General features: G+C 50.1%; 16 protein-coding genes. 11 read left to right on the top strand and 5 right to left on the bottom strand.

Translation table 11 applies throughout. The features are described 5' to 3' along the window. Position 1 precedes the first annotated feature (1 nt). From glgP to M1Q06_RS01835, 4 genes are all read left to right on the top strand, one after another. The gene (gene glgP, locus M1Q06_RS01820) at positions 2–2386 is read left to right on the top strand and encodes a glycogen/starch/alpha-glucan family phosphorylase (protein WP_434401221.1); all 2385 of its coding nucleotides are present in this window, start codon (positions 2–4) and stop codon (positions 2384–2386) included. A gap of 20 nt (positions 2387–2406) precedes the next feature. Next, a complete protein-coding gene (locus M1Q06_RS01825) occupies positions 2407–3216 on the top strand; it encodes an SDR family oxidoreductase (protein WP_434401223.1) in 810 nt (269 codons plus the stop codon). Positions 3217–3302: 86 nt separating this feature from the next. Beyond that, the gene (locus M1Q06_RS01830) at positions 3303–4388 is read left to right on the top strand and encodes an MBL fold metallo-hydrolase (protein ID WP_434401225.1); all 1086 of its coding nucleotides are present in this window, start codon (positions 3303–3305) and stop codon (positions 4386–4388) included. A 4-nt stretch (positions 4389–4392) separates the two neighbouring features. After that, positions 4393–4656: a DUF3006 domain-containing protein gene (locus M1Q06_RS01835; protein ID WP_121300798.1), complete on the top strand. Its 264-nt coding sequence runs from the start codon at positions 4393–4395 to the stop codon at positions 4654–4656. Between the two features lie 48 nt (positions 4657–4704). Here M1Q06_RS01835 and M1Q06_RS01840 read toward each other — a convergent pair whose 3' ends face one another. From M1Q06_RS01840 to M1Q06_RS01850, 3 genes are all read right to left on the bottom strand, one after another. Beyond that, positions 4705–4995, bottom strand: a complete 291-nt coding sequence (locus tag M1Q06_RS01840; RefSeq protein ID WP_434401227.1) for a DUF3219 family protein — start codon at positions 4993–4995, stop codon at positions 4705–4707. Positions 4996–5067: 72 nt separating this feature from the next. Beyond that, positions 5068–6153 carry a YkvI family membrane protein gene (locus M1Q06_RS01845; RefSeq protein ID WP_121300800.1) on the bottom strand — a complete coding sequence of 362 codons (1086 nt, stop codon included), beginning with the start codon at positions 6151–6153 and terminating at the stop codon, positions 5068–5070. Positions 6154–6390: 237 nt separating this feature from the next. Beyond that, positions 6391–6717, bottom strand: a complete 327-nt coding sequence (locus tag M1Q06_RS01850) for a general stress protein (protein WP_121300801.1) — start codon at positions 6715–6717, stop codon at positions 6391–6393. 115 nt (positions 6718–6832) lie between these two features. Between M1Q06_RS01850 and M1Q06_RS01855 the strand changes: the two genes are divergently transcribed. From M1Q06_RS01855 to M1Q06_RS01870, 4 genes are all read left to right on the top strand, one after another. Next, positions 6833–7567 carry an MBL fold metallo-hydrolase gene (locus M1Q06_RS01855; protein WP_434401230.1) on the top strand — a complete coding sequence of 245 codons (735 nt, stop codon included), beginning with the start codon at positions 6833–6835 and terminating at the stop codon, positions 7565–7567. A gap of 78 nt (positions 7568–7645) precedes the next feature. Further along, positions 7646–8665, top strand: a complete 1020-nt coding sequence (locus M1Q06_RS01860) for an LLM class flavin-dependent oxidoreductase (protein ID WP_434401232.1) — start codon at positions 7646–7648, stop codon at positions 8663–8665. An 85-nt stretch (positions 8666–8750) separates the two neighbouring features. After that, on the top strand, positions 8751–9029 hold the full coding sequence (locus M1Q06_RS01865) for a hypothetical protein (RefSeq protein ID WP_121300804.1): 279 nt from the start codon (positions 8751–8753) through the stop codon (positions 9027–9029). A 72-nt stretch (positions 9030–9101) separates the two neighbouring features. Next, positions 9102–10391, top strand: coding sequence for a purine/pyrimidine permease (locus tag M1Q06_RS01870; protein ID WP_121300805.1), 1290 nt, complete (start codon positions 9102–9104; stop codon positions 10389–10391). Positions 10392–10436: 45 nt separating this feature from the next. On the opposite strand, the gene pepF is transcribed toward M1Q06_RS01870, so the two are convergent. Beyond that, complete coding sequence (gene pepF / locus M1Q06_RS01875) at positions 10437–12251, bottom strand: oligoendopeptidase F (protein ID WP_434401234.1); 1815 nt, start codon at positions 12249–12251, stop codon at positions 10437–10439. Between the two features lie 628 nt (positions 12252–12879). Between pepF and M1Q06_RS01880 the strand changes: the two genes are divergently transcribed. The 3 genes from M1Q06_RS01880 (at position 12880) to M1Q06_RS01890 (ending at position 14900) form a co-directional block, all read left to right on the top strand. Then, positions 12880–13359 (top strand): PaaI family thioesterase, encoded by a 480-nt coding sequence (locus M1Q06_RS01880; protein WP_121300807.1) that lies wholly within the window; start codon positions 12880–12882, stop codon positions 13357–13359. Positions 13360–13492: 133 nt separating this feature from the next. Next, complete coding sequence (locus M1Q06_RS01885; RefSeq protein WP_434401237.1) at positions 13493–14446, top strand: ATP-grasp domain-containing protein; 954 nt, start codon at positions 13493–13495, stop codon at positions 14444–14446. Between the two features lie 178 nt (positions 14447–14624). Beyond that, on the top strand, positions 14625–14900 hold the full coding sequence (locus tag M1Q06_RS01890) for a hypothetical protein (protein ID WP_434401239.1): 276 nt from the start codon (positions 14625–14627) through the stop codon (positions 14898–14900). Position 14901: 1 nt separating this feature from the next. On the opposite strand, the gene M1Q06_RS01895 is transcribed toward M1Q06_RS01890, so the two are convergent. Next, entirely contained in the window at positions 14902–15201 is a 300-nt protein-coding gene (locus M1Q06_RS01895; RefSeq protein ID WP_274625050.1) for a hypothetical protein, read from the bottom strand. Positions 15202–15258 lie beyond the last annotated feature (57 nt).

Here is a 15258-nt window from a genome sequence, read left to right on the forward strand (position 1 = left end):
AATGTTTTACTCCAAGGAGCAATTCAAGGAAGAATTCAACCGGCGATTAACAGTGGAAAATGGGGATAAAACAGAAAACACAGCCTATAACGTATTAGGAAAAATGGTTTGTGAACAAGTGTTGCAGGAATGGGACAAGCAGCAAGCGGCCAACCGGGACAGCGGCGACAAGCAATTGTACTATCTGTCGATCGAATTCCTGCTGGGCCGTTTGCTTGGGCAAAACCTGCACAACTTGGGTGCCTACGATTTGGTAGAAGAAGCGCTCGGCGAACTCGGCTATAAACTATCGGAAATCGAAGAGCTCGAACAGGAACCGGGGCTTGGAAACGGCGGGCTCGGGCGTTTGGCTGCGTGTTTCCTGGATTCACTCGCTTCGCTTGGCTTGCCCGGGCATGGCTGCGGGATCCGCTATCGCGGTGGTTTGTTCACACAGCATTTTATCAAAGGCTTTCAAGTGGAATTGCCGACCAATTGGATTAAAGAAGGGCAAGGCATCGAAGTACGCAGGGAAGATCTTGCACTCGATATCCCGTTTTATGGGGAAGCCAGCATGACTGTAGAAGAGCAAGGCGTCCGCACGGAACTGAAAAATGCGGTGTGGGTCAAAGCCGTGCCATACGATATGCCGATTGTCGGGGCAAAGGGCGGCACGATCAACACGCTCAGGCTCTGGCAGGCGGAACCGTCCGACCAGCCGTTGCCTTATGGGCTCGGTTATTTGGTGAATGAACTCGAGACGGCTAAAATATCCGACCGTCTTTATCCGGATGACGCACTTGATAGCGGAAAGCTGCTGCGCCTAAAACAGCAATACTTCTTGTGCAGCGCTTCTATCCGCACCATCCTTTCGACGCGCAACTTCGACATCGAAGAATTGCCTGAAAAAGTGGCGATTCAAATCAACGATACGCACCCGGCTTTATCGGTTCCGGAATTGATGCGGATCTTGATGGATGATTATGAGCTGGATTGGAATACAGCTTGGTCATTGACGACGCGGACTATCTCCTATACGAATCACACGATTTTGGAAGAAGCGATGGAAAAATGGGAAAGCCGACTGCTGCGCCAGCTATTGCCACGCGTTTACGAGATCATCGAAGAAATCGACCGCCGTTTCAGGGCCGAATGGGAATCGAAGGAATTGGATGAACAGGCGATCCACAAACTGTCGATCATCGACGGAGGCGTCGTGAAAATGGCCGTCTTGGCAGTCGTGGGCAGCTATAAAGTGAACGGGGTAGCAAAGCTCCATACCGAAATCCTGAAAAAACGCGAAATGAAAGAACTGAATGAATACTTCCCGCATAAATTCCACAACAAAACCAACGGGATCACGCATCGCCGCTGGCTGCTTGCGGCAAATCCGGAGTTGTCCTCACTCATTACCGAACACATCGGCCCTGATTGGATCCAACGGCCTGAACAATTAAGTGAACTCGCGTATCTGGCGGACAGCCGGCCATTTTTGGAAGCATTCCAAGCGATCAAAAAGCTGAAAAAAGAGCATTTGATACATCACCTCGAACGAGAGCACAATACTATCGTTGACCCCGATTCGATTTTTGATATCCACATCAAACGAATCCACGGTTACAAGCGACAACTGATGAATATATTGCATGTCCAGCAATTATACAAGCGCATTAAAAGCGACCCGAATTATCGACCGTATCCAAGGACCTTCCTGTTCGGCGGAAAATCCGCACCGAGCTATCATTTTGCCAAACAAGTGATCAAGCTGATCAATACGGTAGCCGAGCGTGTCAATAATGATCCGGTCGCCAGACGCCATCTGCACGTTGTGTTCGTCGAGGACTATAACGTCAGCCACGCAGAGTTCCTGATTCCGGCAGCGGACATCAGCGAACAGATCTCTACGGCTTCCAAAGAAGCATCAGGCACGGGCAATATGAAATTCATGATGAACGGCGCGTTGACCCTCGGGACCTATGATGGGGCGAACGTCGAGATCTTTGACGCAGTCGGCGAACAAAACGCTTTCGTCTTCGGCATGAGTTCAGAAGAAGTCATGCGTTTCGAGCATGACAAAAGCTATAATCCGAAAGACATTATCGAACAAGACCCGTCTATCCGCGAAACCATTGAAGAATTGGCGCGTGGAGAATGGTCGGATGGCCCCCATAATTCCGATTTCATCGTACGCCAATTGACAGAACACGGAGACCCGTTTTTCGTCCTTAAGGACTTAGGGGACTATGCAAAGACGCATGACCGTGTGCTCGATGCATACGAGCATCCTGTCGAATGGGCGAGCATGTGCGTAAGGAATATCGCCGCTTCCGGCATTTTCTCAAGCGACCGGACGATCCAGCAGTATTCCGAAGAAGTATGGGGATTGTCGAAAGTTCCGACTAACTGAAACCGGCAGGAGGATGAGCAATGGCACAAGCAAGTTTCGATAATACCGATCTGGCTGATTACAAAGCGAGCGGCGCGTTGGAAGGGAAAGTGGCGATTGTCACCGGTGCCAGCAGCGGCATCGGGCAAGCGGTCGCGATCGCCTATGCAAAAGAAGGGGCGCGTGTGGTCATTGGCTATCTTGATGACGAAGAAGGCGCCGAAAAAACCTTGGAGATCATCCAATCTTACGGCGGCGAAGGACGTGCTTTAGCAGGAGACCTTGGAAAATCCGAAAATTGCGATGCGCTCGTGAACTTTGCGCTCGAGGAGTTCGGCGCGTTGGATATCGTCGTCAACAACGCCGGGTTCCAATACCCGCAAACTTCGCCGCTCGATATTAGCGATGAGCAAATGCTGAAAACCTTCGAGATCAAGGCGTTTGCGATGTTTTACTTGGTGCGCGCAGCTTTGCCTCATTTGAAAAAGGGATCACGCATCATCAATACAGCTTCCATCAATGCTTACCGGGGCCATTCGGATCTCATCGACTATTCGGGGGCAAATGGGGCGATGGTCGCGATGACCCGTTCCTTGGCAAGACGGCTCGTCCGCGAGGAAATTGCGGTCAACGGCATCGCGCCGGGCCCCATATGGACGCCGCTCATCACGAAGACTTTCGGGGATCTGAACCCGGACGTCGCATCCGATTTTGGAGAAGACGTGCCGGCGGGGCGCCCAGGGCAGCCATATGAACTCGTGAAAGCCTATGTGTTCTTGGCAGATCCGCAAAATTCCTATATGACCGGGCAATTTTTGCATATGAACGGCGGCGACTATATGTCGACGTGAAAGCACGGGGATATCCCGTGCTTTTTTATATGGAGTTTCCGTGTTTTTCGTGAGCTGTGGTAAAATTCGGGTAAGAGGTGGAAAACATGCAAAAGCTAATGTGGCTCGCCGTTTTATTGCTGGGTTTAGTGGGCTGCGTCCCGCTTGGCGAACCGGCTAACCCGAAACCGGCGGAACCGGAGCAAAAAGCCGCGCCGGAACAACCAGGCGGGCTTGCTGTTCATTATATCGATGTCGGCCAAGGGTCCGCTGCCTATCTGGAATGGGACGGCTATTCGATGCTGATCGATGCCGGCGATTGGAACGCTAGTGATGTGCTGATGTATCTGGACAAACTGGAAGTCGAAAAAATCGATATCGCGGTCGGGACCCATCCGGACGCCGACCATATCGGCCAATTGGCGCGCGTCATCGAGACTTACGAAGTCGGGGAAGTGTGGATGTCGGGAAACCCGAGTTCCTCCAATACATTTATCCGGACGCTCGAAGCAGTCGATGAAGTCGAAATTCCATATGAAGAACCGCGGCGCGGGGACGAATACGAGATCGGCTCGCTGGAGATCAAAGTGCTTCATCCGAAAGAATTAAGCGGTGATACAAATGGCGATTCGCTGTCGTTCCGCATTAGTTACGGGGAGACAGCGTTCATCTTTACAGGCGATGCTGACATCCAGGCAGAGCAGGAAATGGTCGCGGGCAATTTGCCGCTGGGAGCGGATATCTTGCTGATGGGCCACCATGGCTCCAATACCTCCACAAGCCTGGAATTTTTGCAGGCAGTCGAGCCCGACGTGGCGATTTACAGTGCCGGCCTTGATAATCCTTATGGCCATCCTTATGCGGAAGTGTTAGCGTCTGTAGAAAACGAAGGTGCGGAAGTATATGGCACTGACGTCAATGGCACAATCATTGTCGAGACGGATGGCCAGGAATATAGCGTTGAAACGGAACGGGAAGGCGTCGCCAAAGAAGGCAGCAACCGCTGTGTGGACATCAACGGAGCCTCAACTGCGGAGCTGACGGAGTTGACAGGAATCGGCGAAGCATTGGCGGAGGCGATCATCGATGAGCGCCCGTTTGAAACGCTCGATGAACTGACGCGTGTCAGCGGCATTGGCGAAGGAAAACTCGCCGGATTGAAAGAACAGGGACTAGCTTGTGTAGGGGAGTGAGCGGATGAGAGGGGTATTGGATCGTTTTGAAGACGGCGGCGTGGCCGTCATCATCGCAGAACAAGCCGGGCGTGAATTCCATGTGCCACTGCGCTATTTGCCGGAAGGCAGCAGGCAGGGGATGTGGTTCACGCTGAGCATCGAAGACGGCCGGGTCGTGGATATCGAAGCAGATCTTACGCAGGCGAATGAGCGCATGGATAAAGCTGAAGAGCTGATGGCGCGTTTGCGCAGCAAAAACACAGGCAGCCGTTTCAAGCGAAAATAAAAAAGCGTATGGAGATTTTTTCTCCATACGCTTTTCTTGTGCTTATTTTTAAATGGATGCGAGTTCGGTCAGTTCCAGGTGATAGTCCGCTACTTCATTGCCTTTATAGAGATTGGTCGTATCGGTGAAATAATTGGAAATGGCAGCGTCGAATTCCTGGCCTTTAGCCGGCAAAGCGACGCGGAAATTCATCTCATATAATAATACGGCAATGTCATGGTAGGCATCGCTTGTCACTTTGAAGTCACACGAGATCTGCCTGCGGCCGTCCGTTAAGCTGCGAAGCTCAAGCTGATCTGTTTCGATTCGGCGGCCGTTTAATTGAATGATTTCACTCATTGTCTATTCCTCCGTTCCGTTTGCTGAAAAGCCTTATAGTAACGGTACCATGAAAAAAACACCAAAGCACAATCATGTGCTTTGGTGTCTGATTTTTTCTGCGCGTGTTTCTTGTCGTTTCGGTTTTTTGATATCGGCATAGATCAATGCGCCGACGAGGAACAAACCTAAGTATCCGACAACCGGATAGAACATGCTGACGAGTTTTGTGAACCCGACAAAGCTCAGGACGTAAGCGATGACTCCGACGATGATGACGAACGTACGGAATTTTGCTGTCCCCATCGGCACGAAGCGTGCGGAGAACGAAAACAGCATGCTGACGCCGGTGTTATAGATCATGCCGAACAAAATGACCGACATGAAGACGCCGAGGGCAGGCGACAAATCATCTGCGATTTGCAGCATCGGCATTTCTGCCGTGCCGACGACATCGACTTTCGAGAAAATCGCCAAATGGCTCAAGATGATCAGGATACCAAGCCCAAGCCCGCCGATCAATCCGCCGCGTGCCGCAATCTTTTCATCTTTTTCCGTCCCGCCCATGACGATGGCCATCGATGCGCCGACCGCGATGTTGAAGGAGACGTAGTTGATCGCAGACAACCACCAGTTTGCAACCGCAGACTCCTGTTCTTTGGCGATGGACTCAAGCGCTGAAAACGAACCGTCCATCGTCACTAGGCTATAGGCAGCGAGTGCGATGACTGACAGAATCAGGAACGGCGTGATGCTCCCGATGATGTTGATGACTTTTTGGACATTCAACATGATCGTCAAGATGATCAAGGCGGCCATGACCGTGCTGCCCAGAGCAGCTGACCAGCCGAATTGCTGGGAGAAAATCGAACCGGCTCCAGCGATCATGACAACCCCTACGCCGAATAAAGTCAAAATAATGATGTAATCGACGATGGTGCCGATCAATCGGCCACTGATGCCGAAAATGGCTTCTTTGTGGGAAGTGGTCCGCATGCGGCTGCCGAGGCGCGTCAAGCTCATCCCGAGATAAGCGAAAAATGCGGTGGCGATTACTGCTGCCACAGTTCCCATCATTCCAAAACTGGTGAAATACTGCAGGATTTCCTGCCCGGAAGCGAAACCGGCACCGACAATGATGCCGATAAAGGCGCTGCCCATTTTGATACTTTTAAACATCTTGCTCCCCCTCATTAAGCGTGCAAATTTACTTGTTTGAAAATTAACCTTTTTCAAATATAGCAAAATTAAAACGTTCTCACAAACCTAATTCGGAAAACAAGAGTATTTTACTAGTTATTCAGTAAGGGCTATGTAGCTAAATAATATTTGTGATATAGCATTTTTTGGAAAGTAAATAATAGGTGACAAAAAAATCCCGCACAGCCCTATGCTGTGCGGGATTTTAGGTGATCATCAATGATCTTTATTGGCCACAATAACCAATTTTCCTGTGTCGAGCACTTCTTCGTACTCTTCAGCTTCTTGTTTCGTGAGGCCGGCTGATTCCAATTTCGCGCGCAATTCATCTCCGCGTGAAGAAGTCATGTTTTTCATGCTGTCGAGGAAGCCTTGTTCTTTCATGCCAACCGATTCTGTATCTAGTGCTTTCGTGATGTCTTTCGTGCGTTTAGGGTCGTGAGCGAAAATATAGATGTCGTCATGCGTGAATCCTTGTGTTTCAAGCTTTTCAATTTCTGCTTTTGCTTGTACCGCGTTTTCAACTGATAGTTTAATTACCAAAACGAATCCCTCCAATATTTTCTTCTTACTTCCTATATACCACGTGCCAAAACTCTTAAACTATGCGGCGTGTGTTGAAATGATATACTGGGGAAAAACGGGAGGAGTGGTGACCATGAAAATTACGCCAATCGGTATTTGGGGCGGCTACCCGAACAAAAACGAAGCGACCTGCGCTTACTTGATCGAACAGGACGGCTACCGCTGCCTGCTCGACTGCGGCAGTGGAGTGGTTGCAGCGGTGCAGAATTATACGGAACTGAAAGACATCGATGCGGTCGTCATCAGCCATTACCACCCCGACCACGTGGCGGATATTGGCGTCTTGCAGCATGCGGCGATGGTCGGCATGCAATTGAAGGAATGGAATGTGCCTTTGCCGATCTATGCGCATGATAAAGACAAGGAAGGATTCGCTTCATTGTCTTATAAAGGCGTTACGGAAGGGCGTGCGATTCACTCGGACGACACGCTGGATATTGGGCCGTTCCAGGTGACCTTCTGCGAAACGGACCATCCTGTCTACTGCCTGGCGATGCGCTTCACGAATGGGGAGCGGACAGCGGTCTTTACGGCTGACACGGCATGGAAAGACGAACTCGTGCCGTTTGCTGAATCCGCTGACTTGCTTGTCGCAGAATCGAATTTATACGAAAAATACCTCGGCATCATCCAAGGCCACATGAGCGGCAGCCAGGCGGGGAAACTCGCCTCAGAAGCTTCAGCCAAACAGCTGCTGCTGACCCATTTGCCTCAGTACGGCGAATTGTCCGAAATCCTTGCGGAAGCGAAGAAAACTTACAGCGGAGATGTAGCGTTCGCTGAAATCGGCAAAAGCTATCAATTATAAGCAGAGCAGATAGTTTGAATTTGAAGGAATTTCCTCCTATCCTTATATCATCCGAATTGGATGAAAGGAAGTTGACACATGACACAACAAACAAAAGAGCTTGCAGTATCCATTCTGGATCTGGTGCCAGTACGCCAAGGCTTTCCGATGGTGCAAGCGTTCGAAGATATGAAAAACCTTGCACGCCATGCCGAGCAGTTCGGCTATAAGCGATTCTGGCTGTCCGAGCATCACAATACACCGACGCTCGCGAGTTCCGCGACGTCGATTCTCATTTCCAAAGTGCTCGAAGCGACCGAGACGATCGAAGTCGGCTCCGGCGGCATCATGCTGCCGAACCATACGCCGCTTGTCGTCGCCGAACAATTCGGCACGCTTGAGACGATGCATCCCGGACGCGTGAATCTTGGTCTTGGGCGCGCACCGGGAACGGATATGCAAACCGCGCGCGCGCTTCGCCGGACAACACAGGAAACTGCGTTCCAATTTCCTGAAGATGTCGAAGAATTGCAGCGCTACCTCGGCCCGCTCGAAGCACAGGAATCCGTTAAAGCCTATCCAGGCGTAGAGACGGAAGTACCGTTATTCATTCTAGGCTCAAGCACATCGAGTGCCGTGCTCGCAGCGAAGCTCGGCTTGCCGTATGCGTTTGCAGCGCATTTCGCCCCGCAGCAACTCGAGTCGGCAGTCGCCATCTATCGCAGCCGCTTCGAGCCTTCCGATACATTATCAGAACCGTATGTCATCGCTTGTGTGAATGTGGTCGGGGCCGAAAGTGCAGAAGAAGCGGAGCAGCTTTCGACATCGAGCGACCAGTTTTACTTGAACGTCGTCCGCGGCACGAAAAATCCATTGATGCCGCCTGTAGATACAATGGAAGGCCGCTGGAGCTATGCAGAAGAAGCGATGGTCAAATCGATGGCGCGCTATACGTTCAAAGGGAATGCCGAGCAATTGGGAGAACAAATCGGCCGTTTCGCCGGTTCATTGCCAATCGATGAATTGATGGCTGTTTCCTATATCTATGACCAGGAAAAACGTGTGCGTTCTTACGAAATCCTAAAACAAGCGGTATCGAATGCTGTCCGATTGCCATGAAATGTTCACCTTACCGGCGGCAACAGCCGCTCGGCTTCATGTATAATACTAGTGAAACTTGAAGTTTAAAGGTGGTAGTAATGTTATGGACTTTCTCTATTTTCCTGAAGATAAATCAGAATATATTCCGGGAATCATCTCGGTCGTCATCATTTTCATCCTATCGATCCTGATCGTCCGCCTGTTGACGAAAGCATCGCGGAAGCAAGTCAAAAAATTGAACGAGCAAGGATACCCGGTGATTTACGACCGCGGCGAGACACGGGAAGATGCTGATGAGCAAGCAACAGCGGAACGGCAAGCACATCCGAATACACCGGAAGAGCCGAAAGACACAAACGGCCCGCCGACCAAAAAGCCCTGACGTTTCAGGGCTTTTTCTCGTTAGTGGAGCGTGTATACTGAAACAATACTTTAAATGAAAAGAGTTGCCATCATGACAAAAAATTTAGCGGGCGGTTTTCAATGGGCGATTTTTCTCATCGCTTCATCCATTGCAGCCCCCATCGCCATCGCAAACATCTTCGGCATGGACACTGCCGATACCGCGCTGTTCTTACAGCGCACCATCTTCGTCCTCGGTATCGCCAGCCTCATCCAGGCCTTTATCGGCCACCGCTTGCCAATCAACGAAGGACCGGCTGGCTTATGGTGGGGCGTGTTTATCGTCTACGCCGGACTTGTCGGCGTCTTGTACTCAACTGCTGAGGAGTCTTTGCAAGTGCTGCAAAGCGGCTTGTTCTATAGCGGCATTCTATTTATTGTTTTCGCAGTCACGGGTGTAGTGGATAAGCTGAAACAATTTTTCACTCCTACAGTCACGTTTATCTATTTACTGCTGCTCGTGCTGCAGATCAGCGAATCGATCATGAAAGGCCTGTTTGGTATTTCATCGGAAGGGGATTTATTGGATGTGCGGGTGCTGTTGGCAGCGGTCGCTGTCATTTTAATCACTTTCTATTTCATGTTCCACCGTTCGGCTTTTATCAGCCGTTACTCAGTACTGTTATCCATCGCTTTTGGGTGGCTGTTGTTTTGGGCGATCGGCAAAGCGCCAAGTATTCCCCGAACTGACGGGGCATGGATGACATTCCCCGACATGCTGGTCTTTGGCCCGCTCGTCTTTGACGGGGGAATGCTGGTCACGACATTGTTCTTGACCATCTTGCTAATCGCCAATATGATGGCTTCGGTCCACGTGATGGAAAGCTTGCTGAAAAATGCTTTTTCCATCCAGTCAGAAGACCGCATGAAGCAGGCATCGGTTGCCTCAGGGCTGAACCATCTGCTTGCAGGGCTTTTTTCTTCTGTTGGCCCTGTGCCGATTTCCGGTTCGGCTGGGTTTGTCAGTGCAACAAGGACTCCAGGACTGCGCCCGTTTATCGTTGGCGGCGTCATCGTCACGGGCATCAGTTTGTTTCCTCAATTGATGGCCGTGCTCGCCGCTTTGCCGGCTCCGGTTGCCTATGCAGTCATCTTTGCGATTTTCTCCAAAATGGTGGAAATGGCTTTCAACGCGCTTGAAGCGGAACCAAATCGCAAACGATCTTATAAAGTGGCGGCTTTTGGCCTGATGACAGGTGTTGGTTTGATGTTCATCCCCACAGAAAGCATGGCCGGGCTGCCTTCAGCTGTCGCGGCCATTTTATCCAACGGGTTGATTTCAGGCACCATCATCGCCATCATTATCGAACAAGTAATGATTCGGTTCGTACGTGTGAAATAAAAACAGGCGGCATAAAGGGAGATACTTTATGCCGCCTGTTTTGTATTAATTTTGCTGTTCGATTTCTTCAGTTAAGCGTTCGAGCTCATCAATCAATTCGCCGATATAGGCGATTGTGTCGCGGAGTGGCTGTTCGGTTGTGATGTCGACGCCTGCCATTTTGGACAATTCGACAGGGGTTTTCGTTCCGCCTGCGTTCAGTACGCCGATCCATTCATCGACGGCTGGCTGGCCTTCCGTCAAGATGCGCTTCGACACTTGTGTGGAGATGGTCAGCCCGGCGCTGTAGGTATATGGGTAAAGGCCCATATAATAATGTGGCTGACGCATCCACGTCAATTCCGCACCTTCTGTGACTTCGACATCATCTCCCCAGAATTCCTCAAGCACGCCGCGTTTCAGCTCATTGAGCACACCTGCGTTGACGTTTTCCCCAGCGTCAATTTTTTTGTACACTTCACGCTGGTAGGCCGCTTCAAGCAAATGGGTGACGAAGTTATGGTAATAGGTTCTCGCCACAATCGACGAAATGACCCAGCGCTTGAATTTCGGGTCTTCGGAATTCTTCAGCAAATGATTCGCCACAAGCATTTCGTTCATCGTCGAAGGCGCTTCGATAAAGTACAGGGAAGGACGTGCGTTGAACAGGTTCTGCTCGCGGTTCGCGTGATAGAAATGACCCGCGTGGCCCAGTTCGTGCGCGAGTACGAATACTTCGTTCATGCGGCCGGTCCAGGAGATCAGGATATACGGATGGTCGCCATAAGGGCTCGCACAGAATGCGCCCGTCGACTTGCCTTTGTTCTGCGCAAAATCGATCCAGCGTTCATCGTACGACCGTTCCACCATATTCAAATAATCCGTTCCCATGATGCCAAGCGCCTCATTGATATACTGTTTCGATTCCTCGACCGTGATTTCCGGATCGTATTCGGGATCCAAGGAAATCTTCAAGTCAGCAAAGGTCATTTTGTCCAAACCGTGCGCTTTTTTCAGCAGGCGTGCGTATTTGCGCATATGTGGCGCCAGTTCCGTCTGGATCAAATCGATTTGACGGTCATAAAGCGTGCGGTCGACTTCCTGGTTGAACAGGAGATATTCGAAAATATTATCATAACCGCGCAAATCGGCAGTCGTTTTTTCGGTTTGTAATTGCATATCATAAGTTTTGGCCGTCGTGTGCTGGTAATCGCGCAGCTTATCGGAAAACGCCTTGAATGCGGCGCGGCGCATCTCGGTATCGGTTTCCGCTTCCCAGTCACCTTCGAACGACACATAGCTAAGCGGATAGGATTTGCCGTTTGCTTCAAAATCCGGGAAATCCATATCGACCATTTTCGTCGTATTGTATAGCTCGTAAGGCGCTTGGAAGACAGAGGAGTAGGAAGCCAATGCTTTTTCCGCGGCCGGATGCAATTGATGCGGTTTTTTGCGCAGTAATTTCTTCAAATAGCCTTCAAACTCTTTGGATTCTGACATCGCCTGTTTTAGCGTGTCTTCCGGCAATTCCAGCAGTTCGCTCGTCACAAAAGCGAGGCGGCTGCCGATCTTTGCGGAAAAAGCGCTGTATTTCCCGGCGCGCATCTGTGCTTTCGCATCGGTTTGGTCTGTGCTGTAGGACAGGCTTGCAAAAGTGCCCGGGGCGACCAGTTTTTCGGCAATTGCCAAATACGCTTCAAGTGCTTCCAATGCCGACTGGGCGTCGGTGATCTGGCCTTGGAACTTCTCGGCATAGGCTGCTGTCTCTTGGTCAATCTCCTCCAGAGAGGAATCGAATGCTTCGGGGCTTGCCATCAAGCTTTCTAAATTCCATGTTTCTTCTATAGATATTTCTGAACGTGGCGGTAAACTTTTAACCAATGATTTTCTCTCCCTTGTATTCCGGATGTCGAACTAATCATAAGTATAATGTCCAAATCACGAAAAGTAAAAAAGTTTTAAAATTAATAAGAAAATTATGAAAAATAGGTTTAAGCGATAAATGAGGCGGGTATCCAATTAGTACAAGGCGGAATGACCGTCAGAAGACACGAGCGGTTTTTACCGGAATCGCCTTCTGATGAGAATATGCACAGCCTTGGCGGAAAATTTGCTTTACTGGCGATATAGCTCTTGTCGGGAACCAGATGAAAATGGTTCAGCCTAAGAAGTTTCAACAGTAACAGGTAGGTTTTTTGTGTAAGTGCAACTGAACGCCTGGCTGCAAAGTCTATTGATCACTGAGAGGTATATGTGAGAAATCCAAAGACGGCCAGCGCCATTAAACTGCATAGGCGGGAGTTTTACATCGCCAACATGTACGTTTGTAGAAGAATTGAATAGAATTTTCCGCGTGCGAAAATCCTCCACGGACGAATCGGAGGATAAGGTAAGGAAGAGCATGATCCGAGTTTATCGGGTCATGCTTTTTCTATGCCTTCTGGCAGGCATCTTTCGCGATCATGTGGAATAGAGCAGAGGATAACTTTTGCAAAAGGAGTGGACGAGATTGAGTGAAACGGTAGAACATGCAATTCAAGATGAGTATGGAAAAGATTTTGCCTGGTGCTACGGATGCGGCCGCCTGAACGAAGACGGGCTTCACTTACGGACAGGATGGGATGGCGAAGAAACCGTGACTTTCTACGAACCGCGGAAAGAACATACGGCAATTCCCGGATTTGTTTACGGGGGATTATTGGCTTCGCTTGTGGATTGCCACGGCACGGGATCGGCGTCGCTCGCCCTTCACCGTAAAAATGGGCATGAGCCTGGCAGCGGGGAAGAGCCGCCGCGCTTCGTGACAGGTTCATTGCATGTCGATTTCCTGAAGCCGACGCCTCAAGGCAAGACCTTAAAAGCGGTAGGGAAAGTTGAAGAGATCCATCCGAAAAAATTCAAAGTGAATGTGGAAGTATTTGCAGGGGGTGTAAAAGTCGCAAACGGCGAAGTGGTTGCCGTGTTGATGCCATCGACTTTCACTTCTTGAAATGAAATGGGCGCCGGAGCCATCCGGCGTTTTTTTATGCGTTTTATCCCTTAAAGTCTATAAGACTTGTAGGGATTAAGGGGATGCTGTATGCTCAATGTATTCAAAGCTCTATTTCTAAGGAGGAACCCGAATGACGGAGAAAGTTTATGTAATTCATGAAAACGAAGAATGGACAGTCCATTTGTTTCGGCGCTTGGAAGAGCTCGGCGTGCCCTATGAAGATTGGTTTACCGACGCTGGATCGGTCGATTTAACGAATGAGCCGCCGCAAGGGGTGTTCTATAACCGCATGAGTGCTTCTTCGCATACGAGAGGGCATCGGTTTGCGCCTGAAATGGCCGAAGCGAAAATCTCTTGGCTCGAGCGCCACAACCGGCGCGTCGTCAATGGCAGCCGCGCACTCCGGCTTGAAGTGAGCAAAGTGAACCAATACATGGCGCTTGACGCAGCGGGAATCCGGACGCCGAAAACGGTTGCGGTGAGCGGGAAGGAACAACTTCTCGCAGCTGCTTCGGCTTTTGAAGGCGAATCATTCATTACCAAGCATAACCGTGCCGGAAAAGGGCTTGGTGTCCGGTTGTTCCATTCATTAGAAGCGCTGGAGGAATATGTGGGCGGTGGTGAATTCGACGAATCCGTGGATGGCATCACTTTATTGCAGCAATATATTCAAGCACCTGAGCCGTTCATCACGCGCTGCGAATTTGTCGGCGGCAAATTCCTCTACGCGGTGCAGGTGGATACATCGGAAGGGTTCGAATTATGCCCGGCCGATGCATGCCGGCTTGAAGACATCTCCTGCCCGGCAGATGGTGCGTCGGAAACACGCCCGAAATTCCAGATCATCGAAGGATTCGATAATCCAATCATCGCCAAATACGAACGCTTCCTTGAAGAAAACGGTATTGAAGTGGCCGGAATCGAATTTATTCAAAATGCCGATGGCGAATTGTTTACTTACGATGTCAACACCAACACCAATTACAATGCCGATGCGGAAGCAGAAAGCGGCATGTACGGGATGCTTGAATTGGCGAAGTATCTGGAGAACCAGCGGCAAAACCTTGCCACTTTTGCAAAGTAAATGGAGATTAACATGAAAAGAACGGCCGGATGCAAATTCGGCCGTTCTTTTCATATTGTCGATAAAGTTAAGAAGCCGTATTTTCCACAGCTGATCTCAAGACCCTGTGGGCAGGAGAGCTTCCTCGTCACTAAAAAACCGTCTACTCAACACAGCTTCGCTCATTCATTGCCGGGGGATGGACGTTTACTACCCGCCATTCAAGGGAACGGTTGAAAAAAGGGATTTGTTTGCGGAAGGGAGTGAACTCGCGATGGATAAAGAAACGCAGGAAGTGGAAGAACGGACGCCTTCGGAAGTGGAAGATGTGGCGGACGTGGAAAGCAAGGAATTAAAAACGGCGTCGAAATTCGATGGCATCTATAGCCGTGTCTCCTCGAACCGCCTGGAAAACTTGCGCACGACCCACATCGAAAACAAGGCGAAGGAATTGGCGCGCAAAGGCCACCGCTAAACTATTCCTCGCGCGGTAATTTTGCCATGGCGTTTGCGACTTCAAACGCTAAATCGTCGTTGCCGAATGATTGCAGTACTTCGAGCAGGACATCACCGCTGATGTCGTATTCAAATGCTTCGGTTTCTTCCATTGCTGTTTTCAGCAGTTGATTTTCAGCCTGTGCTGGATATGCTGCCGTATAAAGTGCGAGCGGGTCGATTTTATGATTGACGCACCATTGCACAAAGACGCGGACCATCGTTTCTTCGTCTTGCTGGTATTTCTTGATGATGAAATCTTCACGGCTTTCGTATTCCATGCGGGTCACTCCTTTTACAGAATCTTGGGATGTTTTTACAATAGCAGATAAATCACT

The organism is Planococcus sp. 11815, from assembly GCF_051096385.1.
GTDB lineage: Bacteria > Bacillota > Bacilli > Bacillales_A > Planococcaceae > Planococcus > Planococcus citreus.

Coding starts and splice junctions, on each gene's coding strand:
- M1Q06_RS01870 (WP_121300805.1), top strand. CDS start 9,102: ATGACAAAAAATTTAGCGGGCGGTTTTCAATGGGCGATTTTTCTCATC.
- glgP (WP_434401221.1), top strand. CDS start 2: ATGTTTTACTCCAAGGAGCAATTCAAGGAAGAATTCAACCGGCGATTA.
- M1Q06_RS01895 (WP_274625050.1), bottom strand. CDS start 15,201: ATGGAATACGAAAGCCGTGAAGATTTCATCATCAAGAAATACCAGCAA.
- M1Q06_RS01885 (WP_434401237.1), top strand. CDS start 13,493: ATGACGGAGAAAGTTTATGTAATTCATGAAAACGAAGAATGGACAGTC.
- M1Q06_RS01845 (WP_121300800.1), bottom strand. CDS start 6,153: ATGTTTAAAAGTATCAAAATGGGCAGCGCCTTTATCGGCATCATTGTC.
- M1Q06_RS01830 (WP_434401225.1), top strand. CDS start 3,303: ATGCAAAAGCTAATGTGGCTCGCCGTTTTATTGCTGGGTTTAGTGGGC.
- M1Q06_RS01855 (WP_434401230.1), top strand. CDS start 6,833: ATGAAAATTACGCCAATCGGTATTTGGGGCGGCTACCCGAACAAAAAC.
- M1Q06_RS01890 (WP_434401239.1), top strand. CDS start 14,625: ATGGACGTTTACTACCCGCCATTCAAGGGAACGGTTGAAAAAAGGGAT.
- M1Q06_RS01860 (WP_434401232.1), top strand. CDS start 7,646: ATGACACAACAAACAAAAGAGCTTGCAGTATCCATTCTGGATCTGGTG.
- M1Q06_RS01825 (WP_434401223.1), top strand. CDS start 2,407: ATGGCACAAGCAAGTTTCGATAATACCGATCTGGCTGATTACAAAGCG.
- M1Q06_RS01835 (WP_121300798.1), top strand. CDS start 4,393: ATGAGAGGGGTATTGGATCGTTTTGAAGACGGCGGCGTGGCCGTCATC.
- M1Q06_RS01865 (WP_121300804.1), top strand. CDS start 8,751: ATGGACTTTCTCTATTTTCCTGAAGATAAATCAGAATATATTCCGGGA.
- M1Q06_RS01840 (WP_434401227.1), bottom strand. CDS start 4,995: ATGAGTGAAATCATTCAATTAAACGGCCGCCGAATCGAAACAGATCAG.